The organism is Lutibacter aestuarii, assembly GCF_042676885.1.
GTDB classification, from domain to species: Bacteria; Bacteroidota; Bacteroidia; order Flavobacteriales; family Flavobacteriaceae; genus Lutibacter; species Lutibacter aestuarii.
Genome location: NZ_JBHTIC010000020.1, coordinates 176,616 through 201,004, shown reverse-complemented (window position 1 = coordinate 201,004; position 24,389 = coordinate 176,616). Strand labels below are relative to the sequence as shown.

Below are 24,389 nucleotides of genomic sequence, written 5' to 3'. Positions count from 1 at the left end.
AAATTGGCTTAATATTTGCAATTTCTACTTAAAATTAAATTACATGCCTAAAATATTAATTATTGAAGACGAAGCTGCAATCCGCAGAGTATTAAAAAAAATAATTTCAGAAGAAAACGAAACCTACGAAGTTGAAGAAGCTGAAGACGGTTTAAAAGGAATTGAAATGATTTCAAAATCTGATTTTGACCTTGTTTTATGTGACATTAAAATGCCTAAAATGGATGGTGTTGAGGTGCTTGAAAAAGTAAAAAGTCTAAAACCTGAAATTCCAATTGTAATGATTTCAGGTCATGGAGATCTAGATACAGCTGTAAATACCATGCGTTTAGGAGCTTTTGATTATATTTCTAAACCACCAGATTTAAATCGTTTATTAAATACTGTTAGAAATGCGCTTGATAGAAAAGAATTGGTAGTAGAAAACAAGCTTTTAAAGAAAAAAGTGAGTAAAAAATACGATATGATTGGTGAAAGTGAAGGAATTACTCATATCAAAAACATGATAGAAAAAGTAGCGCCTACCGATGCACGTGTATTAATTACTGGACCTAACGGAACAGGAAAAGAATTAGTTGCGCATTGGTTACATGAAAAAAGTGATAGAACTAAAGCTCCTATGGTGGAGGTTAATTGTGCAGCTATTCCGTCAGAATTAATTGAAAGTGAACTTTTTGGACACGTAAAAGGTTCGTTTACAGGTGCAAATAAAGATAGAGCTGGAAAGTTTGAGGCTGCCAATGGAGGAACTATTTTTTTAGATGAAATAGGAGATATGAGTTTGTCTGCTCAGGCTAAAGTATTGAGAGCGTTACAAGAGAATAAAATTTCTAGAGTTGGAAGCGATAAAGATATTAAAGTAAATGTTCGTGTAATAGCAGCTACAAATAAAGATTTACAAAAAGAAATAGCAGAAGGAAAGTTTAGAGAAGATTTATACCATAGACTTGCGGTAATTTTAATTAATGTGCCTGCATTAAACAATAGAAGAGAAGATATTCCGCTTTTAATACAATTTTTTGCAGAACAAATTGCCCAAGAACATGGAACAACAGCTAAAACTTTTTCAGCTTCAGCAATAAAATTATTGCAAGAATATGATTGGACAGGTAATATTAGAGAGCTTAGAAATGTGGTGGAAAGATTGATAATTTTAGGAGAAAAAGAGGTTTCTGAACTCGATGTAAAACTCTTCGCAAGTAAATAATAAATATTGATACCAATTTTCAAGGTATAAGAAAAGTTTATATTGGAATAAAAAATAAGGATAAAAATTTAGGAATATCTTTAAAATACTCGCTTAAATTTGTCCTAAATAAAAAATATAAACAATAAAAAGATATTAATTATGGCAACACAAGTAGGTAAAAAATTTCCAGATTTAAATGTAGATGCAATGAATGAAATGGGAGATACATTTAAATTAAACATTTTAGAAGAAGCAGTTAATAATAAAAAGAAAGTATTACTTTTTTGGTATCCAAAAGACTTTACTTTTGTTTGCCCTACAGAATTACACGCATTTCAAGAAGCTTTAAATGAATTTGAAAAAAGAAATACCATTGTAATAGGTGCTTCATGTGATACACCTGAAGTTCATTTTGCTTGGTTAAATACTTCAAAAGATAATGGAGGTATTGAAGGAGTTACTTACCCTATTTTAGCAGATAGTAACCGAAATTTAGCAAGTAGATTAGGTATTTTAGATATTTTTAATGAAACCTATGATGAAGAAACTGGAACAATTCAAGTTGAAGGAGATAATGTAACTTACCGAGCGACTTATTTAATTGATGAAGAAGGAACTGTTTTTCATGAAGGAATTAATCATATGCCTTTAGGTAGAAATGTAAAAGAATTTTTACGTTTAATTGATGCCTACACCCATGTACAAGAAAAAGGTGAAGTTTGTCCAGCTAATTGGGAAGAAGGAAAAGATGCAATGAAAGCTAACAGACAAGGAACTGCAGAATATTTAGCTTCACATTAAAAATAAACTATCGATGTATCAAGAATTAACACAAGATAACTTAGAACAACTCGTTGCTGATAATACAACAGTGGTTGTGCAATATGCAGCAACTTGGTGTGGAAACTGTAGAATAATGAAGCCTAAATTTAAAAAATTAGCTTCTGAAAATACCGATGCAGTATTTGTAATTGCAGATGCCGAAAAATTTCCAAATTCAAGAAAGTTAGCCAATGTTGATAATTTACCAACTTTTGCAACTTTTACAAATGGAACTTTTGTAAATCAAGTGCAAACAAATAAGTTCGATGTATTAAAAAATTTAGTAGATGAAGTTACCAATAATTAAACATTTAATAAGTTTTATTGAAGAAAACGATGAAGATTATATTGTAGAAACTATAGAGACGTTAGAAGCGTTGACAGAAGTTTCTTCTTTAAAAGATGAAGAATTAGATGTTATAGGTGAATTAATTTCTAATTTATATGGCGCTCTTGAAGTTGATAAAATGGTAAAAGAAGGAACACCAAAAAAAGAAGCTTTAAATACTTTTATGAAACGTGTTTTAGGTTCTATTGATACTTAATAAAGAAATTACTACTAACTAAAAATTAAAAAATCCCGATTTATTCGGGATTTTTTGTTTGTGTCAATTATATTTATAAAAAAAATAAAACTTATGAATAATTATCTAGTAAAGAGCTCCATTCAATTAAAAAAAACTGAAACTAAAGAGGTTATTGACAAAGCTAAAAAAGAACTTAAAAAAATAAGAAAAGAAATTAGCAAGCTACAAGATACCATGTATGCAGAGGGTAAACACGCAGTTTTAATATGTTTACAGGGTATGGATACTTCTGGAAAAGATAGTTTAATACGCGAAGTTTTTAAAGACGTAAATGCTAGAGGTGTAGTAGTTCATAGTTTTAAAGTACCTACTGAAAGAGAACTAAAACATGATTATTTATGGCGTCATTACATTGCTTTACCCGAACGTGGTAAAATAGGTGTTTTTAATAGAACACATTACGAAAATGTATTGGTTACTCGTGTACATCCAGAATATATTCTTGGAGAAAAGATTCCTTCTGTAAAAAGAATAACGGATTTAGAGGACAGTTTTTATCATAAAAGAATGGAAGAAATCAACAACTTTGAACAGCATGTGGCAGCTAATGGTACAATCATTTTAAAATTCTTTTTAAACTTATCTAAAGAAGAACAAAAAAATAGACTTTTAAGAAGGTTGCGTTTAAAAGAAAAAAACTGGAAATTTTCTCCAGGAGATTTAAAGGAACGCAAATTATGGGATAAATACCAGTTTTGTTATGAAGAATTATTGAACAAAACTTCAAAAAAGCATGCGCCATGGTATGTGATACCTGCAGATGATAAGCCTACAGCAAGACTGCTAGTTGCTCAAATTATTTTAAATACCTTAAAGCAACATAATTTTAAAGAACCTGAATTACCAGCAAAATATAAAGTTGAAATTGAAAACTATAAAAAAGAACTTGAGTTAGAGTAGTTTAAGCTTTTTAATTTTGATGTTAGTAATGTTTGTTTATTACTATGAATGATTTTATAATTTATTTCTTTCTATAGAATTGTTTTTTATTTAAATTTTAACAAAAACAACTTCATTTAAGTCAAAATCGTAAATTACAAATTGTATCTTTACACTTCAATTTTTATAAAAAACTATGGAATTAAAATTAAAAAAGCCAATCATTTTTTTCGATTTAGAAACAACAGGAGTCAATATAGCAACAGATAGAATTGTAGAAATATCTATTTTAAAAGTGTTCCCAAACGGAAACAAAGAAAGTAAAACTTGGCTAGTAAATCCTGTAATTGAAATCCCAAAAGAAGCTTCAGATATACATGGCATAACCAATGAACAAGTGTTAAATGAACCAACTTTTAACGAACTTGCACCTTTAGTTAATGAAATGATAAAAGGCTGTGATTTGGCAGGGTTTAATTCCAATCGTTTTGATATACCTTTATTGGCAGAAGAAATGATACGTGCCAATGTAGATTTTGATATGAAGGGAAGAGTAGCAATTGATGTACAAGTAATTTATCATAAAAAAGAAGAAAGAACACTAAGTGCTGCCTATAATTTTTATTGTGGTAAAAGTTTGAAAAATGCACATTCAGCTGAAGCAGATACCAATGCAACTTACGAAATTTTAAAAGCACAATTAGATAAATATTCAGATTTAAAAAATGATGTTAAATTTTTAAATGAATATTCAACATTTAATAAAAGAGCCGATTTTGCTGGTTTTATTATGTATAACGAAGATGAAAAAGAAATGTTTACCTTTGGAAAGTATAAAGGAAGAACTGTTGCTGAAGTTTTAAAAGAAAATCCAGGGTATTTTAGTTGGATTCAAAATGCAGATTTTCCATTATACACCAAAAAGGTTTTGGCAGAGTTAAAAGAAAATTTATTTCCAAAAAAGAAAGTAAATACCTTAGAAGATTTACAAAATAAATTTAATAAAAAAATATAAAATGTTTGTTGATTTTGAAAGTTTAAAAGATGATTCAAGAGTTTGGATTTATCAAGCTGATAGAGAATTTTCAACTAATGAAGTAGAAGAAATTAGTGAAAAAATTAAGAACTTTGTTGCCACTTGGCAACGACATGGTGAAGATTTAAAAGCTTCATTTCAAATAAAATATAACCAATTTATTGTTTTGGCTGTAGATGAAAGTTTTAACAATGTTTCGGGTTGTTCAATTGATGCTTCAGTAAATTTAATAAAACAACTTGAAAATACACTAAATATGGATTTAACTAACAAGTTAAACATTTCATTTAAAGATGGTAATAATATTAATGTAGTTAAATTAGCTGATTTTCAAAAATACGCCAAAGAACAAAAAATTACAGTAGATACGGTAGTTTTTAATAATATGGTAGCCACTAAATCTGAATTTGAAAATAATTGGGAAGTCACTGCAAATAATAGTTGGCACCAACGATTTTTAGTAAAATAATAAAAATCCACTTATAGAATGTTCAAAAGAATACTATTTATAGTAGTAGTTTGTAATGCTCTTTATTTGAATGCTCAAATTAAAGATCCATTAATTGCTAAAGACACTTTAGCACAACAAAAGTGGGTAGATACTATGTTAAGTAGTATGACACTTGATGAAAAAATTGGTCAGTTATTTATGGTAGCTGCGTATTCTAATAAAGATAAAAATCATGAAAAATTTATAGCTAACTTAATAGAAAAGTACCATATAGGTTCATTGATTTTTTTTCAAGATGATCCCATAAAACAGGCTGAGTTAACAAATAAGTATCAAGCGTTGTCTAAAATTCCCTTACTTATAGGTATTGATGGGGAATGGGGATTAAATATGAGGTTAAAAGATACCTATCGTTTCCCTTGGAATATGACTTTAGGTGCAATAAATGAAAATTCGTTAATTACAGCCTTTGGAGTTCAAGTTGGTAAGCATTGCAAGCGGTTAGGAATTCATATGAATTTTGCTCCTGTTGTAGATGTAAATACGAATCCTGAAAATCCAATTATTGGTAATCGCTCATTTGGAGAAAATTATTTAAATGTAGCTAATAAATCGGTAGCTTTTACCAAAGGGCTTCAAAGCGAACATGTACTTGCTAGCGCAAAACATTTCCCAGGTCATGGTGATACGGCTACGGACTCACATCATACATTACCCACAGTTGATTTTGCAAAAGAACGGTTAGACTCTATTGAGTTAGTACCGTATAAAAAAACATTTGAAGCTGGTATTGCAGGAGTTATGGTAGCCCATTTAAGCATTCCAAGTTTAGAACCAACAACCAGTTTACCTTCTTCTTTATCAAAAAACATTGTAACAGGTTTGTTAAAAAATGAATTAGGTTTCCAAGGTTTAATTATAACAGATGCCTTAAATATGAAAGCCTCAGCTAATTTTGCATCTTCTGAAGAAATTAATCTAGCTGCAATATTAGCAGGAAATGATGTGTTAGATGTACCTTTAAATATTCCTGAAACAGTTATTAGATTTAAAGAAGCATTGCAAACAGGTGAATTAACAGAAGAACGTTTAGATTACTCTGTTAGAAAAATACTAAAAACAAAATATTGGGCAGGATTAAATAGCTACAAACCCATTGAAACACAGAATTTACTAGCAGATTTAAATTCTTTTGAAAATGAATTATTACATAGAAAATTAATCGAACATTCAATTACATTGCTAAAAAATAAGGAGGCTATTTTACCAATTAAAGAACTAGATAAAAAGAAAATTGCATATGTAAAATTAGGTGATGGAGAAAATGATAGTTTTATTTCCATGCTAAGGAATTATGACAATATTGATGTGATTTCAAGTGACAATTTAGATGAATTAATTTCAAAATTAAAATCATACAATTTGGTAATTATAGGTTACCATAAATCCAATACCAATCCTTGGAAAAATTATAAATTTAATAATAAAGAATTGGTTTGGTTATATGAAATTGCAAGAACCAATAAAGTAGTTTTAAATATTTTTGCAAGCCCATATAGTTTATTACAAATAAAAACCTTTGAAAATATTGAAGGATTAGTAGTTTCTTACCAAAATAGTGAACTCTCTCAAGAAATCTCGGCTCAAATAATTTTTGGAGCACTCGAAGCAAAGGGCAAATTACCAGTTTCTGTAAATAATGCATTTGCTGAAGGAGAAGGTTTAAAATCAACTTCTTTAAAACGTTTAGCTTATTCTATTCCTGAAGAAGTGGGTTTAAGTAGTAAAAAATTAAACAAAATTGATTCTATGGCCAATATTGTTATCAAAGACCAAATGGCTCCTGGATTACAAGTTTTAGTTGCTAGAAAAGGAAAAGTTGTTTATAGGAAAAGTTTTGGATATCACACCAATGAAAAAAAAGAAAAAGTTAAAAATTATGATATATATGATGTTGCTTCATTGACTAAAATTTTAGCAACATTGCCTTTAATTATGGAGTTAGAAGAACAACATGTTTTTCAACTAGAAACTAAGCTAGGTGAGTTATTACCAAGTTTAAAAAAATCTAATAAAGATACATTAACAGTTAAAGAAATTTTATCTCATACTGCCAGATTAAAAGCTTGGATTCCATTTTATAATAAAACTTTAGACAGTATAACCAAAAAGCCATCGGAAGAATATTATCAAAAGAAAATGTCGAGTAGATACAATATTAAAGTTGCTGACAAGCTGTATTTAAGGAATGATTATAAAGACTCTATAAATTTTATTGTTAAAACTGCAGAACAAAGAGAAAGAAATGGTTATAAATACAGTGACTTAACTTTTTTTATTTTTAAACAATATATTGAAGATTATTATAAAAAAGATTTAAATGCACTAACTCAAAATCACTTTTATAAACCATTAGGAGCCAATAGAACTACTTATTTACCTTTATCAACCTTGCCAAAAAGTAGCATTGTGCCTACTGAAATAGATGACTATTACCGTTATCAATTAGTGCATGGCTATGTTCACGATATGGGAGCAGCCATGCAAAATGGAATAGGAGGTCATGCAGGGCTGTTTTCAAATGCTAACGATGTTGCTAAAATTATGCAAATGTATTTGCAAAAAGGATATTATGGTGGAAAAAGATATTTTTTACCTAGTACAATGGATAAATTTAACCATCGTTATTTTGAAAAACAAGAAGTTAGAAGAGGTTTAGGGTTTGATAAACCTCAAATAAAAGAGAATGAAAAAGCAACTTGTGGTTGTGTTTCAGATAAAAGCTTTGGACACAGTGGCTTTACAGGAACTTATACTTGGGCTGATCCTGAAACGGAAATAGTGTATGTATTTCTATCCAATAGAGTTTACCCTACAATGGAAAATAAAAAATTAATTAAAAGTAATATAAGAACAGAAATTCAACAATATATTCAAGAAGCTATAATTAACGAACAATACTAGTTTTGGTAGTAATTAAACTCAAAACTATACTCATTGTAAAATAAATGAGTGCGTACCTAAAATTAAAAAAGTAATAAACTACAACCGCTTGAAGGCTATAAAAAAGTGGAAATAAAGTAGTAATTACTGCAAATCTAAATGTATGTGAAAATATAACTTCTTTTATGTTTTGCTTTAAATATTTCCATATAATCAATGGAAAAATACTATTAATTTTTGCAAGCAGGTGTAATGGATAAAACCAGTTAATATGATTGGTTTTTATTTTTTGAACCTTAGAAAGTAATTTGATATTTTTTATCATTTCATTTCCTTTTATAGGATTTAGGTAATCAATATTGTTATTTTCTAAAATTTTTATAGTTGTTTCATATTCCAAATCATTATTTACGTGCAATGTTAATTTTTTTAATTCATCAGAAGTAGATTTTAAGATATCATGATAATTTAAAGTCTTTTTATTGAAGTCAAAAAAACGGTTTGCTAAAATAGGTTTCCCATAATATATGGAAGTACTACAAGGAAAATTTAAATGAGAATCGTAATTAATTCCAACAGGTATAATCTGAATAGCTAATTCTGGATATTTTTTTAGTGCACCTTCAATAATTCTTGTGAATCCTTTTTTAAAAGGGAGCACTTTTCTTTGTAAATGATGTTCGCCTTCAGGAAAAATTTGAATGGCCTTTTTTTGCTGTAAAATTTCAATACATTGTTCAAAAACCTCAAAATTTTTCCCCATTTGATGTACGCCATCTCTAATTCGGTAAACAGGAATCATATTTAAACTCCTTAAAATTTTATTAGCTAAATTGTTTTTAAAAGCACTGGCTCTAGCTAAAAAATGAATATTTCTTGAAGTAGTTGTAGGTATTAATATGGCATCAATTAATGCGTTTTGATGATTTCCAATAAAAATGATGGCTCCTTTTTTAGGAATATTTTCTCTACCATGTACAGTTATTTTTTTTATTAGAAAAAACAAACCTGTTTTTACATAAATTCTCATTAAGTGATACCAAAAATGCTTCAAAATTTATGATTTTACTTTTTGTTTAGACCAATAACTTGCTAATAATAATCCTGAAAAGATATCCCAAATAGCCCAAAAAGCAACTAATAAAGCCATTCCTCCTAAGCCATGAAAAAAGCTAAAAATTAATAACAGTCCCAATCCAGAATTTTGAATACCTGTTTCAATAGCCAATGTTTTTTGATTTTTAAAGGAAAGTTTCATTGCTTTTGCAAAATAAAATCCTGTTAAAATTGCTAAAATATTATGTGCAATTACCAATAGTAAAACGTAATGTACATAATTAATAAAAATATCAAAATTGTCATAAAATGCAATAACAATAAAGAGCATAAAAATTATAAGTGAAATGGGTTTTAATATTTTGGCTAGTTTATTCGCTAAAACAGCTTTATGCCGTCTCACCCACATTCCAATTATAAGTGGGATTCCTAAAATAAGTGTAACTAATTTAACAAGCTGCCAAGGACTTAACTGAATGGTTTGTAAAATTTCGGCAGTAGGCGCATATAAATTACCCCAAAAGGAGAGGTTAAAAGGTGTCATAACCAGAGAAACTAACGTGGCAAATGCAGTTAAGCTAACAGATAAAGCAGCATTTCCTTTAGCCATTTGAGTCATAAAATTTGAAATATTTCCTCCCGGACAGGCCGCTACCATCATCATTCCTAAAGCTATACTTGGCATAGGATTTACTAATTTTATAAAAATAAATGTAACAAATGGAAGTAATAAAAATTGAGAAACAATTCCAGTTAATAATATTTTAGGATTGCTAAAAAGTCTTTTGAAGTCATTAGTTGTAATTCCCAAAGCAACGCCAAACATAATAATTGCTAAGGTAATATTTAAAACCCAGAGGCCTTCGGTATCAAAATTTATTTCGAGAGAATCTAAGTTTTCTTCCATATTAGTTTTTAAAGGCGTATTCAACAATATTAGCTCCCATTTTTAATGCTTTTTCACGAATTTCAAAAGAATCATTATGAATTTCTTCGTCTTCCCAACCATCACTTAAATCGGCTTCATAATCGTAAAAACAAACCAACCTTCCTTCATAAAATAAACCAAATCCTTGAGGCGGTTTATTGTCGTGCTCATGAATTTTAGGCACTCCATTTTCAAAATTAAATGTTTGATGAAAAATGGGGTGATTATAGGGTATTTCTTGAAATTCTAATGTAGGAAATATTTTTTTAATTTCAGTTCTTATAAATTTATCTAATCCATAATTGTCGGAAATATGTAAAAATCCACCAGCAATTAAGTAGTTTCTTAAATTTTTGGCATCCACTTCTGAAAAAATAACATTTCCATGACCTGTCATAAAAATTATGGGATAGTTAAATAAATCTAAGCTATTTATTTCAACAGTTTCTATGTTTTTTTTAATGGTAGTGTGAATGTTTTCATTGCAAAATTCAACTAAGTTAGGAAGTGCAGTTGGATTTGCATACCAATCGCCTCCACCATTGTATTTTAAAATTGCAATTTGTTGTGCTTGTATTATAGTGATATTTAGTAAAAAAAGAATTAAGCTACAAATCCAAATTTTGCGTATTAAAAATTGCTTTTTATAAGGTTTGTTAGAAAGTAAAATCATTTAGTTATTCATTTACAAAAGCAACACTATGAGTGGCAACAACTCCTGCAGTTTCTGTTCTTAGTCGGCTTTTTCCCAAAGATACAGGAATAAATTTATGTTCCAAACTTTGAGTAATTTCTTTGGTTGAAAAATCTCCTTCAGGACCTATTAGTATGGTAGTTTTTGTTGAAGGGTTTAATACTAATTTTAATGATTTTTTTTGGGTTTTTTCACAGTGTGCAATAAACAAATCTCCTTCAAACTTTTGGGTAATAAAATTTTGAAAGTTCATGGGCTCATTCAATTTTGGAAAATGAAATTTAAGTGATTGTTTAGCAGCTGACTGAATAATTTTCTCCATTCGATCAAGCTTCAAGGTTTTTCTTTCGGAATATTTACAAATAATGGGTGTAATTTCATCTATACCAATTTCTGTAGCTTTTTCTAAAAACCATTCAAAACGATCGTTTAATTTTGTAGGTGCAATAGCTATATGTAAGTAATAATTCCAAGGTTTTGGGTGATTTTCAATTTTTGAAATTTTAACCAAACATTTTTTGTCGTTTGCAACTAAAACTTTAGAACAAAATAATTGTCCTAATCCATTGGTAATATAAATTGCATCACCTTCTTTTTTTCTTAATACCCTAACTATATGCCTACTTTCTGTTTTATCAAAAGTAAATTGAGAAGTATTTTGAGTTATTTGAGAATTGTAGAATAATTGCATTTATAAGTTTTTTTTATAAGTACATCTTTTTTTATACGTAATAGGGTTGAAATTTTTCCATACCGCAGCTATAGCTTTGTTACTAGCTAATTCTGGAGTTCTAATACAATTTTCGATATTCATTTCTTCAAATGTTTTTTGATACTCATTGAAAATCAACGCATGAATTCCTTTATTTTGATAAGATGGATGTACTCCAATTAAATAAAAGATAACATCTTTACTTTCTTTTTTAGCTTTTAATAAATGAAATATTCCAAATGGAAATAATGTACCATTTGCCTTTTGTAATGCTTTTGAAAACGAAGGCATTGTAATTGCAAATGCTATCATGTTATGGTCTTTATCAACTACAAATTTTATATATTCTGGATTGATAAATGAAATGTATTTCTTTTTAAAATATTCAATTTCAATGGTTGAAATAGGAACAAATGAAGGTAGAGCAGCATAGGTAATGTTAAATAATTCAAACATTTTATCCACATAAGGCATTAAATCCTTAGTTTTTGTAAAATTAAGAGAGGTAAGCTGATACCTTTTTTTTAAAATAGTACTAATTTTTTCGATAGGCTCTTTAACCACATTTTTAAAAGGAAATTTATTTTCTAAATATTCTTTTTCAACGTTAAAGCCTAATTTTTTAAAGTGATCTTTGTAATAAGGGTAATTGTACCAAGTAATCATAGTTCCAATATGATCAAACCCCTCTGTAAGAACACCTACTTTATCTAAATTTGAAAAACCAACAGGACCTTCCATAAATTCTAGTTGATGTTGAATACCAATTTCTTCAATTTTTTTTAAAAGCATTTTAGAAACTTCAAGATCATCAATAAAATCAAACCATCCAAAACGCATTTTTTTTATTTTTTGTTCATTCAATTCTGTATAATTAATGATAGCGGCTATACGTCCAACAATTTCATTATTTTTTAGTGCAATAAAAAAACGAGCTTTTGCATGTTTAAAAACGGGATTGATGTTTTTATCAAAAGAGTCAAGCTCCTCTTTAATAATTGGAGGTACCCAAAAAGGATTGTTTTTATAAAGTTTAAAAGGAAATTTTACAAATAATTTTAATTCCTTTTTTGAAGTTAGTTCTTTAATGGTAATCATAAGTTGTAGGTCAGTTAATTGCGCTTTTTACTAAATAATCTTCCAAAGAAACCTTTTCTTTTAGAACGTTTTTTAGATGGTTGTTTAGGTTGGTTTTTGTATATAAATGAATCTTGATGCCTATCTAAACGCCAAGAAAAACCAGCGGTTAAATATAAATAAGAATAATTGTCAAAAAAATTGGTTCTAGCCGAGGCATCAATTTGTAAGTTAGGAGATAAAAGATAGGCGATTCCTGTTCCGAACTGTTGTTCAGGAGCAAGTTCTTCATAAATATTTCCTTGGTTTTCAATAAAATAAGACCATCTTTCATTAATGGCGTAAGTCATAGTTACAATATATGAATAGTACTGCTCTTCAGTACTTATTTTATCAGCTATTAAATTGGTAAGTAGTACTAAACGGTCAGTAAAATCGTTTTGTAATAATATAGCTCCTTTAAAACTTATACCTTCATCACTTTTATAATCTTTGCCTATAAAATTAGTATTTACACCAGCATAAACACCTACAGAAGGAATCAATCTTTTTTTATCAAAAGCCATTTTCCTTTTCCAGCTTCTAATTTCTTTGGACTTGTCTTTATAATTTTGTTGGTAAATTAAGTACTTACCACCAATAGTAATTTTGCTAATTCCATTAGTTTTAAAATTAGATTCAAATTCATGATTAAATTCATCTTTTTGATAAGCGATATGGGCATTAAACTCTAGCTTTTCAGAAAATCGAGCATATCTTAAAAACAATTCACCTCCAAATGATTTTGTATTGGCTAATGGCGCTTTATGGTTGCTGTCTTTAAAAAATAAACCACTTTCTACTTGATATACACCAGTACCTATCCCATAAGGACTTTCAGAAAAACCAGGTCTTTTAGAGTTGATAATTTCCGTGTATTGGGCTTTAGAAATTTGAAAAATGTGAAAGAAAACAAAAAGTAGAAAAACTCTTTTCATAGTTAGGTTGTTTAATGTGTCAAATATAAGATTTTATATAATTAAACGTTTTAGTTCTTTTCAAATTGTTATTTTTGAAAATTATAAAATACTTGAATGAAATGGGATTGTTAAGAACTATAGCAATTATTATAATTGTATATTATGTGTTGAAGTTTATTAGTAAGTATATTTTGCCTTTATTTTTAAAAAAAATGGTTGATAATGTTCAAAAAAAATATACAGAACAACAAGAACAACAACAGCAAAATACGTATGAAGGTAAAGTAGGTGAAACTATAATTGCAAAAAAACCAGCCGAACCAAAAGAAAGTAACAAAAATGTAGGTGATTATGTAGATTATGAAGAAGTAAAAGATGATAAATAAATGAATTTTTCTATTAAAAAAACTGTTCCATACCTAATAGCATTCGTAATTTTTACGGTTGTTTCTGTAGCTTATTTCTCTCCTGTTTTAGAGGGAAAGAAAATTTTTCAAAATGATATAAAGCACTTTATTGGAATGGCTAAAGAAGTAAACGACTTTAGAGCCGAAAATAAAACAGAACCTTATTGGACAAATGCAGCATTTGGTGGAATGCCAACCTATAGTTTAAGTGCAAAATACCCCAATAATTATATCAAACAATTAGATAGTTTATTGCGATTTTTACCTAGACCTGCGGATTATTTATTTCTTTATTTTTTAAGTTTTTTCATTTTACTCACAGTTTTAAAAGTTGATTGGAAATTATCAATATTAGGTGCACTAGCCTTTGGTTTTTCAACGTATTATATTATTATTTTAGGAGTAGGTCATAATGCAAAAGCACATGCTATAGCATATATGCCATTGGTTTTAGCAGGTATTTTAATGGTGCTGCAAAAAAAATATTTGTGGGGTTTTGTATTAACTACCATTGCAATGGCATTAGAAATTAATGCAAGTCATCCGCAAATGACTTATTACTTATTATTTACAGTTCTTATTTTAGGAATAATTTATTTAATTGATGCTTTTAAAGAAAAAGATTTAGCAACCTATTTTAAAGGTATTGGAATTTTAGTTGTTGCTGTAACCATTGCGGTTGGAGTTAATGCATCTAGTTTATTAGCTACAAAAGAATATGCTAAATACAGTACTCGAGGTAAAAGTGAATTAACTATAAATCCAGATGGATCTACAAAAGAAGCTGTTAATGGACTTTCTAAAGAATATATAACACAGTATAGTTATGGGATTTCCGAAACCTTTAATTTATTCATTCCGCGTTTTATGGGTGGAGGCAATTATGAAAATGTAGGTTTAGAATCTAATATTTATGAATTTTTAAAAGATAAAACTGATCCACGGCAAGCAAAACAATTTTCTGAGTTTGCACCTATGTATTGGGGGCAACAACCCATAGTTGAAGCACCTGCATACATTGGGGCTATTTTAATATTTTTATTTGTACTAGGAATTTTCTTAGTGAAAGGGAAATTGAAAAAATGGTTAGTTGGAGTGGTAATTTTTTCAATTTTACTTAGTTGGGGAAAGAATTTTGAGATATTGACTAACTTTTTTATTGATTATATTCCTTTATACAATAAGTTTAGAGCAGTTTCTTCTATACAAGTTATAACAGAATTAGCAATTCCATTATTAGGAATTTTAGCTTTAAAGGAATGGTTTTCCAATACTATTTCTTCGGAAAATAAATTGAATGCATTAAAAAAAGCATTTTATATAGCAGGAGGTTTTGCTTTAATTTTCACTTTATTTGGTTCAAGTTTATTTGCTTTTGAAGGGTTAAGAGATGCTAGTTACGATCAAATGTTACCTGGTTTATTGGATGCAATTATGGCAGATAGAAAAGCAATTTTCTTTTCAGACAGCTTGAGAACCTTAATTTTAGTTACATTATCAGCTGGAATATTGTGGTTATATTTAAAAAATAAATTAAAATTAAATACAACAATAATTGCTTTAACAGTTTTGATTTTGTTTGATTTAATAACTGTAGATAGACGCTATGTTAATAACGATGATTTTGAAGCAGCAAGTAAAATTGAAAAGCCATTTGTAGCTTCTGAAATTGATAAAGAAATTTTAAAAGACACAAGCTATTACCGAGTGGCTAACTTTATGGTTGATCCAATGAACGATGGAAGTACATCCTATTTTCATAAATCTATAGGAGGTTATCATGCTGCTAAATTGGGTATTTATCAAGAACTGTTTGATTTTCAAATTGCTAAAAACAATATTGAAGTATTAAATATGTTGAATACCAAATATTTTATTTTTGAAGATGGTAGTCAGCGAGCAACAGTTCAGCAAAATATTCAAGCAAATGGAAACGCTTGGTTTGTAAATACTATAAAAGTTGTTGAAAATGTCAATGAAGAAATGATGGTCTTAGATAGTTTAAAAACGAAAAATGAGGCTGTACTTACTAAAAATCGTATTCCAAATAGTTTCAAAACCAATTATGAGATAGATTCTTTGGCAACTATTAAATTAATTTCATACAAAGCAAATGAGTTAATTTATCAAGTTTCATCAACTAAAAACCAGTTTGCTGTGTTTTCAGAAATTTATTATAAAGAGGGATGGAACGCCTATATTAATACTAAATTGCAACCTTATTATAGAGTAAATTATGTGCTACGTGGTATGGAAATTCCTAAAGGAAAACACACCATTACTTTTAAATTTGAGCCGTCTGTAATTAAAAAAGGAACAAGCATCTCATTAGTATCATATGCTTTACTTTTATTAATTCCTGTTGGATGGTTTTTTGTTCAAAAACGAAAAAAAGATGTATCATAAATTACCTGTAAAACGTTATAAACATACGCTTGATTTTTTACAAAGTGTATTACCAGCACCTGCAACAATTTTAGATTTAGGTGTACGAAATCCTTTTTCTGAGATTATGGAAAAAAATGGATATACCGTATTTAATACATTAGGCGAAGATTTAGATGAAGTACCAGAAATTGTAAAAAAATACAAGGTAGATGCTGTTACTGCTTTTGAAATTTTTGAGCACTTGCTGTCTCCTTATGAGGTGTTAAAATCAATTGAAGCTAAAAAAATTATCGCAACAATACCGCTCAATTTATGGTTTGCAAAGGCATATAAAAGTTCAACCGATATGAGAGATAGACATTATCATGAGTTTGAAGACTGGCAGTTTGATTGGTTATTGGAAAAAACAGGTTGGGTTATTTATCAAAGGCAAAAATGGACAAGTCCTATTAACAAAATAGGAATACGACCAATTTTAAGAAAATTTACACCACGTTATTACGCTGTGTATGCAGAAAAAAAGTAACGATGCGTATAGGAATGATTTTAGACAAAACCTATCCACCTGATCCTAGGGTGGAGAATGAAGCTGTTTCATTAATTGAAAACGGTCATGAAGTTTTTTTGTTTTGTTTAAAATATGCAAATGAAAAAGGAGAAGAACTAATAAAAGGAATTCAAGTAAAAAGATATATTTCAAATAAGTTTATTTATAAATCTTCAGCTTTAGCTTATACCATCCCTGTATATTCTAAATTAATGTCTAATAAAATTCGTCATTTTTTAATTTCAAATAAAATAGATATTGTTCACATACACGATATTCAAATTGCGAAAGCAGCTTTTAAAGCAATAAAAAAAACAGGTTTAAAAACCATATTAGATTTACATGAAAATAGGCCTGAAATAATGAAGTTTTATCCTCATTTACAAAAATTTCCTGGGAGATATTTAATTGCAATAAAAAAGTGGAAACAAAAAGAAGAAGAGTTTATAAAAAAGGCAACTAAAGTTGTGGTTGTTACTGAAGAATCAAAACAGGAAATTATAAATAGAGTTGGGGTTCATTCAAATAAAATAGTAGTTGTACCAAATACGGTTCATCAATCGTATGTAAACAATGCAACTTTTAATCAAGAAATTATTGAAAAATATAGCACACAATTTACGTTATTGTATGTTGGTGATACCGGTTTAAGAAGAGGATTATCTACTGCTATTGAAAGTATGGATGTTTTAAAAGAGAAAATTCCAAATATTAAATTGGTAATCGTTGGAAGTAATTCTTCGGATGTGTTTTTAAAACAACAAGTAGCAGATTTAGAAATTCAAGATTATGTAGATTTTGAAGGGTGGAAAAATGAAAATTTGTTTCCTTCTTACATTAAAGCTAGTTCAATTTGTATATCTCCTTTGCATCGAAATTTACACCATGATACTACTTATGCTAATAAACTTTTTCAATATATGAGTTTTGGGAAACCGTTATTGGTTAGTGATGCTACGGCACAAAAAAATATAGTTGAAAAAGCAGCATCTGGATTAGTACATAAAGCAGAAGATATTGTAGATTTCACAGAAAAAGTATTGGAATTATATCATGTCAAAGTTTTGCAATCTAAATTGGGAGAAAATGGAAAATCTTTTATCGAAAATGAATTCTATTGGGAGAAAACTTCGAAAGATTTAATTGAGTTATATGCTAATTTAAATCTATGAAAAAAGTCTTAATTATAACATATTATTGGCCGCCAGCAGGTGGGTCTGGCGTACAACGCTGGTTAAAGTTTGTAAAATATTTTCGAGATTTTAACATTGAACCTATAGTATATACAATAGCCAATCCAAACTACCCAATTATTGATGATACACTAATAAACGAAATACCAAAAGATATTGAAATTTTAAGAAAACCGATTTTGGAACCTAATAATTTTCTTTCTTATTTTGGCAAAAAGAAAACGGAGAGTTCTGGATTTTTAAATCCTAATCCTTCTTTTATTGGTAAAATAATACAATATATTAGAGCCAATTTTTTTGTTCCTGATGCTAGAGTATTTTGGGTCAATCCATCTGTAAAATATCTAAAAAAATACCTTTCAAAAAATAAAGTTGAAGTTATAATTACTACAGGTCCTCCGCATAGTTTGCATTTAATTGGACTAAAATTAAAGCAACAATTAAAAGTTAAGTGGATTGCAGATTTTAGAGATCCTTGGACAGAAATAGACTATTTTCATCAATTACCATTTTCAAATCGAATACTAAAAAAACATCATAAGTTGGAAGAAGAAGTTTTAAAAACTGCCGATAATGTGATGGTTGTTGGTAATACAATGAAAGATAATTATAGGAAGTTTATTAAAAATATAAGTGTTATTACTAATGGATTTGATGATGAATTTACCAATAAAAATAACGAAGTTCAATTAGATTCAAAATTTAGTATTACTCATGTAGGTTTATTAAATGCTGATAGAAATTCAAAAACATTGTGGAAAGTTTTATCCGAGATATGTAGGGAGAATGTACAATTTAAAAAAGATTTAGAAGTTAAATTAATTGGAAAAGTTGATATTTCTGTAACACAAAAAATATTAGAATTTGGGCTCACCAAAAAAGTAAATATAATTAATTATATTACCCATAATGAGGTAGTTCAATTTCAAAAAAAAGCCCAAGTATTATTGTTATTAGTAAATAATGTACCTAGTGCAAAAGGCATTTTAACAGGTAAAATTTTTGAATATTTAAATGCCAAAAGACCTGTTTTAGCTGTTGCTCCATTGGATGGAGATTTAGCTGAAATTTTAAAAAGCACCCAAGCAGGTTTTGTAGTTGATTTTGAAGATGAAATAGGATTAAAAAATCAACTTTTAAAATTATATAAAGAATTTAAAAAAGGAAGTTTAAAAATACATTCAAAAAATATTGAACAATTTCATAGACGAGAACTCACAAAAAAAGTATCAGAACTAATAGAACAAATTACAGAATGAAAAAAATTGTAACCATTTTAGGTGCGCGTCCTCAATTTGTAAAAGCTGCTGTATTGAGTAGAGTGATTTCAAACCACAAAGAACTTGAAGAAATTATTGTTCATACAGGGCAACATTATGATGTAAATATGAGCGACATTTTTTTTGAAGAAATGGAAATTCCTAAACCAGCCTATAATTTGGCAATTAATGGTTTAAGTCATGGTGCTATGACCGGTCAAATGTTAATAAAAATTGAAGAGGTTTTAGAGTTCGAAAAACCAGATATAGTAGTGGTTTATGGGGATACAAATTCAACTTTAGCTGGGGCATTGTCTGCCAAAAAACTACACATTAAAGTTGTTCATATTGAAGCAGGTTTACGATCTTTTAATATGACTATGCCTGAAGAAATAAACCGTATTTTAACCGATAGAATTTCTGATTTATTAGTATGTCCAACTGAAACCGCAGTAAGTAATTTAGTAAACGAAGGTTTTTCAAATATGCCTTCAAAAATTGTGAAAAGTGGAGATATAATGAAAGATGCTGTTGAGTATTATAGTAAATTTTCGAAAGAAAAATCAACGATAATTTCCAATTTAAATCTAACACCAAATAACTTTGTTTTAGCTACAATTCATCGCCAAGAAAATACAGATGATTTGGAAAGTTTAAAAGCTATTTTTAAAGGGCTAGAAAAAATTAGCAAAATAAAACAAGTTGTATTACCATTACACCCTAGAACAAAAGCTATTTTAGAAGAAAATAAGTTAGTATTTGATATTAAAATAATTGAACCTGTGGGGTATTTTGATATGTTAGAGTTATTAAAAAATTGTAATTTAGTTATTACTGATAGTGGGGGACTTCAAAAAGAAGCCTATTTTAATAAAAAGCATTGTATTATTGCTCGTGATGAAACTGAGTGGATTGAGCTTGTAGAAAATAAATTTGCTGTAATTGTTGGGAATAACCCTCAAAAAATGGAAGATGCTTTCAAAAATTTTCAAAAGTCAACAGCTCATTTTAATTTAGATTTATATGGAACAAATGTAGGTGAAAGCATTTATCAAGAAATTTTAAATATTATATAATGGGAATTGTTTTAAAACAATCATTTATTAATACAATAATTCTATTTTTAGGTTTTGCTATTGGTGGAGTAAATGTATTGTTTTTGTTTACCCATTTTTTACATGAAGATTATTTTGGCTTAATCATTTTTTTGCTTTCTGCTGCAAACATATTACTTCCTTTATTGGTTTTTGGAATGCAGCATACCGTTATTAAATACTATTCATCCTATAAAACTCAAAAAGAAAAAGATGGTTTTTTAATTTCAACACTACTTATTCCGTTGTTAGTAATAATTCCAGTAGGTTTGATTGGAACTTATTTATATGAAACTATTGCAAATTGGTTATCATCAGAAAATATACTAATAAAAAAATACACCTATTTAATATTTATTGTTGCTATTTTAATGGGGTATTTTGAAGTTTTTTATGCTTGGACCAAAGTTCAATTCAATTCTGTTTTTGGAAATTTTATTAAAGAGATATTTGCACGTATTTGCACTACATTTTTATTGTTTGCAGTATATTTTGAATGGATTACAAACGAGCAATTTATTTATGCAATAGTAGTAGTATATGCTGTAAGAACTTTACTAATGAAATTATATGCATATATTGTTTATAAGCCTCAAATAATATTTAAAATACCTTCAAATATTAAAGAAATTTTATCATTTTCATTGTATATAGTTGTTGCTGGTTCTGCAGCTGGGATATTGTTGGAAATAGATAAATTCATGATTCCAAAACTGGAACAAATTGCCGAAGTAGCTTATTATTCTGTGGGTATATATATTGCAAGTGTAATAGCAATTCCTACACGAGCCATGCAGCAAATCACCACTTCAATTATTGCTAAAGAGATGAATGAAAATAAGCTGTTTGAAGTAGGTAAATTGTATAAACAAACCTCCATAAATTTATTGGTAATAGGAGGGTTACTTTTTTTGTTAATTAATTTAAATGTAGAAGATTTATATTTACTTATTAATAAACCTGAGTTTACAAAGGGTATCTCTATTGTATTAATAATTTCTTTAGCTAAATTAATGGAATTAGCCTTTGGAACGGGAAATGCAATTTTAGTAAATTCTAAATATTACAAAATATTTTTTTATTTGTCACTAGCAATGGCTATTACTGTTGTTGTTTTAAATAACTGGCTAATTCAATTAATTGGTATAAAAGGTGCGGCACTTTCAAGTTTAATTGTGGTAGTGTTATATACAATAATAAAAATAGGTTACATTAATTTAAAGTTTAACATTAAACCATTTAGTTTACAAACAGTGAAGTTACTTTGTTTAATAAGTTGCATTTTTATACTTTTTTATTTTTGGAATTTCTCTTTTCACCCACTTTTAAATATATTTTTAAAAGTAATATTAATTACTATTTTGTATGTTTTTTTAATTAAAAAGATGAACATTTCAGAAGATATCAATATGCTTTTTAAAACATATTTTAATAAAAAATAAAAAACCATCAGAATTTAAGTTTGATGGTTTTAATTATTAAAATTAAGAAAAATCTTAACTTTCAGCAGTATTGTTATAAGAATTAATTTCTAATACAAATTTAAGCTAATCTTTCATATAAGATTGTAATAAAAGTCACAGGAAAGACTCATTATAAATTAATATATTCGCAAAATTATATTTAAAAAGATGGATTATTTTTTACATGTATTTTATGGGGTTTTAATGGCTTATATTGGTTTAATTTCACCAGGAATGTTAAATATGACGGCCTTGAAAATAAGCTTATCTACAAATAAAAAAGAAAGTATCAAATTTGCTTTAGGAGCTTCTTTAGTAGTATTTTTTCAAGCTGGAATTGCATTGTTTTTTGCTGATTATTTTGTGAAAAACCCTAAAATAATTGAAGTATTAAAAGTTATTGGAGTTTTTGTTTTTTTTATACTTTCTGTCCTTTTTTTTATACTATCTCGAAAGGTATTGAATGCGAAAACGACCAAAGGTGCTAGAAATTATTTTTTAAAAGGTATTGCTATGTCAGTTGTTAATATGTTGGCTGTGCCATTTTATTTAGGAATAAGTATTTATTTAGCATCAATTAATAAAATAATAATTGAGCAACCATTTATCATATTATTTGTTTTTGGGTCAGCTTTAGGTTCTTATTTATTGTTTTACACCTATATTATTTTGGCGGATGTAATTAATAATAAAATAGCATTTATAGCTAAAAATATCAATTTAATATTAAGTATTTTATTTTTGATTTTAGGAATTTTAACATTGTTTAAGTTACTTCGCTAAAAATATTTTTATATTTACAAAAATTAATATTATTTAAAATATGATTGAAGCTATAGAGCACAATTTACGTAGAGGTCTTAATCTTTTAACGTGTATTTCTGATGAAGAATATAGTAATACGTCAATTGCTCCATATCATTCAAGCATTGGTGGTCATATGCGTCATATATTGGATGTTTTTGATTGTATATTTGAAGGAATTGAGTCTAAAAACATCAATTTAATTCAACGAAAAAGAAATCCATTAGCTGAAAATTATACCAAACATGGAGTTGATTATTTTAATTCAACTATAAAAAAACTTCATAAATTAAAAGAGGTAGATTTTAATTCAATGGTTTCTGTAACTGATGATTTAGGTCTTGGAGTTATAGCTACCAATTATACCTTAAGTGCCATATTAATACAAGCACACAGTCATGCAATTCATCATTTTGCCAGTGTTGGTTATGTAATTTCACAATTAGGAATTGAATTGCCTGATGAAGATTTTGGATTTAATCCAACAACACCTAAATCCAAGGTAAATTAAGAATTGTTAAGTTTTTTAATTTGTTTTAAATATTTTTTATACCTAAAATATAAGTTTATAAAATAGCTTAAGTTAGTAAACTCTCCGTTCCCTGTTTTTTTATTTTGAAGACTGATTTGATATAAAATTTTCCAATGGTTTTTTATAGATTTTAGAGCTTTTAAATAGGTTCCTTTAGAAGCATCATAAATATGAGTAGGCTCAGATATAATACCGTTAAGTTCTAAAACTTTAAAATTTTTACCTTCTACTAATTCTTCAAAAGTTGTATATTTTACATCAATTCTTCCATAATTCCAACCATCTATTTGGGTGTTTAAAGTATTTAAAAATGTAGTTAACTTTTCATTAATTAAATGGTTACCATTTATAAATTGAGTTCCTTTTGAATGATTTCCAATGATATTCAAAATTAATGCCTCATTGTTTTTTGGAATATATGAAAGTCTTTCTTTGTTAATTTCAGAAATCAATTCTGAATAAATTCGAGCCCTAGGATCTATACTAATTAATTGACTCAAATTGTTAATACCATCTCCAATTATAGTTAAATATTTTTTTAATGTGATAGAAGATATTTTTCCTTTTTGTTGGTTTGGAAATCTATAGAAAAAAATACCACATTCATTAGGTAAATTAATGTACTCTTGAAGTAATAAATTTATAGAGTTGTATTTGTTTACATATTTTATAAGTTCAATTTCAGAATTGAGTTTTTTTACTAGCAATCCTCTAAAACCAATATCTGGTTTAATTATTAAAGGGAATGTAAGTTGTTGTTCATTTATTTTTAAAGAAACAGCATCAAAACTTTCACCTTTAGCTATGTAAATTGTTTTAGGACAATATTTTTTTGGAATTAATTGAAGAGTTTTAAATTTTGATTCTAAACCATTACCAGCTCCTTCAATTGATGGATTTACAGCAGAAAAAAAACCAAAACTTTTTGCTTTTAAAGCCAAATAAAAAGCATAAGGTAGAATCGGAATGTAAAACATATAGGATGGCCAATATTCCCATTTAGTAATTTTATGTAACGTTGTATTCACTTTTATTTTTTGTTAAAAAGTGCATTTAAAATAATTTGGATACCCAAAAAGCCTAAGACAACAGCTAAAATTGCTAAAAGAATACCAATAATTAACCATAAATAGTTATTTTGTTGTTTTATAGCTTTATAACCAATGGTAATTAGTATAGGTGCCAAAAACAATAGCGGTAGAGCCGCTAATTCATATTTTAGTCCTCTAAAAAGTTCTTTTTTATCTGTTGCCATTCGTAAATTTTTCAATTGTTTTTTTACACTTTTATATGTTGAAAGTACTCCCTGAATTACAAGTAATGCAAGCGGTTAATATAATGTTCATTACATTTTTTTAAGTCACTATTT

25 protein-coding genes are annotated in these 24,389 nt (G+C 27.9%); 17 read left to right on the top strand and 8 right to left on the bottom strand.

Translation table 11 applies throughout. The annotated features are described in order from the left end of the window. Positions 1–43 precede the first annotated feature (43 nt). The 8 genes from ACFQZW_RS13540 (at position 44) to ACFQZW_RS13505 (ending at position 7,928) form a co-directional block, all read left to right on the top strand. Positions 44–1,207 (top strand): sigma-54-dependent transcriptional regulator, encoded by a 1,164-nt coding sequence (locus ACFQZW_RS13540; protein WP_298286999.1) that lies wholly within the window; start codon positions 44–46, stop codon positions 1,205–1,207. Positions 1,208–1,348: 141 nt separating this feature from the next. After that, positions 1,349–1,990, top strand: a complete 642-nt coding sequence (locus tag ACFQZW_RS13535; protein WP_298263953.1) for a peroxiredoxin — start codon at positions 1,349–1,351, stop codon at positions 1,988–1,990. 13 nt (positions 1,991–2,003) lie between these two features. Beyond that, the gene (locus tag ACFQZW_RS13530) at positions 2,004–2,318 is read left to right on the top strand and encodes a thioredoxin family protein (protein ID WP_298286997.1); all 315 of its coding nucleotides are present in this window, start codon (positions 2,004–2,006) and stop codon (positions 2,316–2,318) included. Then, positions 2,299–2,556: a DUF6952 family protein gene (locus ACFQZW_RS13525; protein ID WP_298263956.1), complete on the top strand. Its 258-nt coding sequence runs from the start codon at positions 2,299–2,301 to the stop codon at positions 2,554–2,556. The genes ACFQZW_RS13530 and ACFQZW_RS13525 overlap by 20 nt, the downstream gene beginning before the upstream one ends. 93 nt (positions 2,557–2,649) lie before the next feature. After that, positions 2,650–3,498, top strand: a complete 849-nt coding sequence (locus ACFQZW_RS13520; protein WP_372800474.1) for a PPK2 family polyphosphate kinase — start codon at positions 2,650–2,652, stop codon at positions 3,496–3,498. Between the two features lie 175 nt (positions 3,499–3,673). Continuing rightward, positions 3,674–4,492 carry a 3'-5' exonuclease gene (locus ACFQZW_RS13515; protein WP_298263959.1) on the top strand — a complete coding sequence of 273 codons (819 nt, stop codon included), beginning with the start codon at positions 3,674–3,676 and terminating at the stop codon, positions 4,490–4,492. Between the two features lies 1 nt (position 4,493). After that, entirely contained in the window at positions 4,494–4,982 is a 489-nt protein-coding gene (locus tag ACFQZW_RS13510; protein ID WP_298263960.1) for an ABC transporter ATPase, read from the top strand. Between the two features lie 18 nt (positions 4,983–5,000). Continuing rightward, complete coding sequence (locus ACFQZW_RS13505; protein ID WP_386783684.1) at positions 5,001–7,928, top strand: glycoside hydrolase family 3 N-terminal domain-containing protein; 2,928 nt, start codon at positions 5,001–5,003, stop codon at positions 7,926–7,928. Here ACFQZW_RS13505 and ACFQZW_RS13500 read toward each other — a convergent pair. From ACFQZW_RS13500 to ACFQZW_RS13475, 6 genes are read right to left on the bottom strand one after another with little or no spacing between them, the layout of a single operon-like run. Beyond that, positions 7,912–8,961 carry a 1-acyl-sn-glycerol-3-phosphate acyltransferase gene (locus ACFQZW_RS13500; protein WP_298263963.1) on the bottom strand — a complete coding sequence of 350 codons (1,050 nt, stop codon included), beginning with the start codon at positions 8,959–8,961 and terminating at the stop codon, positions 7,912–7,914. The two genes, ACFQZW_RS13505 and ACFQZW_RS13500, sit on opposite strands and share 17 nt — an antisense overlap. A gap of 3 nt (positions 8,962–8,964) precedes the next feature. Continuing rightward, positions 8,965–9,870, bottom strand: a complete 906-nt coding sequence (locus tag ACFQZW_RS13495) for a bile acid:sodium symporter family protein (RefSeq protein WP_298263965.1) — start codon at positions 9,868–9,870, stop codon at positions 8,965–8,967. A gap of 1 nt (position 9,871) precedes the next feature. Beyond that, entirely contained in the window at positions 9,872–10,564 is a 693-nt protein-coding gene (locus tag ACFQZW_RS13490) for a DUF4159 domain-containing protein (protein ID WP_298263967.1), read from the bottom strand. Between the two features lie 4 nt (positions 10,565–10,568). Continuing rightward, positions 10,569–11,276 (bottom strand): 16S rRNA (uracil(1498)-N(3))-methyltransferase, encoded by a 708-nt coding sequence (locus tag ACFQZW_RS13485; RefSeq protein ID WP_386783680.1) that lies wholly within the window; start codon positions 11,274–11,276, stop codon positions 10,569–10,571. Then, positions 11,277–12,395: a GTP cyclohydrolase gene (locus ACFQZW_RS13480; RefSeq protein WP_372801476.1), complete on the bottom strand. Its 1,119-nt coding sequence runs from the start codon at positions 12,393–12,395 to the stop codon at positions 11,277–11,279. A 14-nt stretch (positions 12,396–12,409) separates the two neighbouring features. Next, the gene (locus ACFQZW_RS13475; protein WP_298263971.1) at positions 12,410–13,351 is read right to left on the bottom strand and encodes a transporter; all 942 of its coding nucleotides are present in this window, start codon (positions 13,349–13,351) and stop codon (positions 12,410–12,412) included. 74 nt (positions 13,352–13,425) lie between these two features. Between ACFQZW_RS13475 and ACFQZW_RS13470 the strand changes: the two genes are divergently transcribed. The 9 genes from ACFQZW_RS13470 (at position 13,426) to ACFQZW_RS13430 (ending at position 22,999) form a co-directional block, all read left to right on the top strand. Beyond that, complete coding sequence (locus tag ACFQZW_RS13470; protein ID WP_298263973.1) at positions 13,426–13,719, top strand: DUF4834 family protein; 294 nt, start codon at positions 13,426–13,428, stop codon at positions 13,717–13,719. Next, positions 13,720–16,146: a YfhO family protein gene (locus ACFQZW_RS13465; RefSeq protein ID WP_386783674.1), complete on the top strand. Its 2,427-nt coding sequence runs from the start codon at positions 13,720–13,722 to the stop codon at positions 16,144–16,146. Next, positions 16,136–16,654 (top strand): methyltransferase, encoded by a 519-nt coding sequence (locus ACFQZW_RS13460; RefSeq protein ID WP_298286982.1) that lies wholly within the window; start codon positions 16,136–16,138, stop codon positions 16,652–16,654. Before ACFQZW_RS13465 ends, ACFQZW_RS13460 begins: the two co-directional genes overlap by 11 nt. A gap of 2 nt (positions 16,655–16,656) precedes the next feature. Then, a complete protein-coding gene (locus ACFQZW_RS13455) occupies positions 16,657–17,847 on the top strand; it encodes a glycosyltransferase family 4 protein (RefSeq protein ID WP_298263976.1) in 1,191 nt (396 codons plus the stop codon). After that, positions 17,844–19,127 carry a glycosyltransferase family 4 protein gene (locus ACFQZW_RS13450; protein ID WP_386783670.1) on the top strand — a complete coding sequence of 428 codons (1,284 nt, stop codon included), beginning with the start codon at positions 17,844–17,846 and terminating at the stop codon, positions 19,125–19,127. Before ACFQZW_RS13455 ends, ACFQZW_RS13450 begins: the two co-directional genes overlap by 4 nt. Beyond that, positions 19,124–20,203 (top strand): non-hydrolyzing UDP-N-acetylglucosamine 2-epimerase, encoded by a 1,080-nt coding sequence (wecB, locus tag ACFQZW_RS13445; protein ID WP_386783668.1) that lies wholly within the window; start codon positions 19,124–19,126, stop codon positions 20,201–20,203. Before ACFQZW_RS13450 ends, wecB begins: the two co-directional genes overlap by 4 nt. Further along, complete coding sequence (locus ACFQZW_RS13440; protein ID WP_386783666.1) at positions 20,203–21,663, top strand: lipopolysaccharide biosynthesis protein; 1,461 nt, start codon at positions 20,203–20,205, stop codon at positions 21,661–21,663. The genes wecB and ACFQZW_RS13440 overlap by 1 nt, the downstream gene beginning before the upstream one ends. Positions 21,664–21,852: 189 nt before the next feature. Beyond that, entirely contained in the window at positions 21,853–22,467 is a 615-nt protein-coding gene (locus ACFQZW_RS13435; protein WP_386783664.1) for a LysE family transporter, read from the top strand. A gap of 40 nt (positions 22,468–22,507) precedes the next feature. Next, positions 22,508–22,999 (top strand): DinB family protein, encoded by a 492-nt coding sequence (locus tag ACFQZW_RS13430; protein ID WP_298263983.1) that lies wholly within the window; start codon positions 22,508–22,510, stop codon positions 22,997–22,999. Here ACFQZW_RS13430 and ACFQZW_RS13425 read toward each other — a convergent pair. Both ACFQZW_RS13425 and ACFQZW_RS13420 read right to left on the bottom strand, forming a co-directional pair. Further along, positions 22,996–24,048, bottom strand: coding sequence for a D-alanine--D-alanine ligase (locus ACFQZW_RS13425; RefSeq protein WP_386783661.1), 1,053 nt, complete (start codon positions 24,046–24,048; stop codon positions 22,996–22,998). The two genes, ACFQZW_RS13430 and ACFQZW_RS13425, sit on opposite strands and share 4 nt — an antisense overlap. A gap of 2 nt (positions 24,049–24,050) precedes the next feature. Then, entirely contained in the window at positions 24,051–24,275 is a 225-nt protein-coding gene (locus ACFQZW_RS13420) for a DUF6095 family protein (RefSeq protein WP_298263986.1), read from the bottom strand. Positions 24,276–24,389 lie beyond the last annotated feature (114 nt).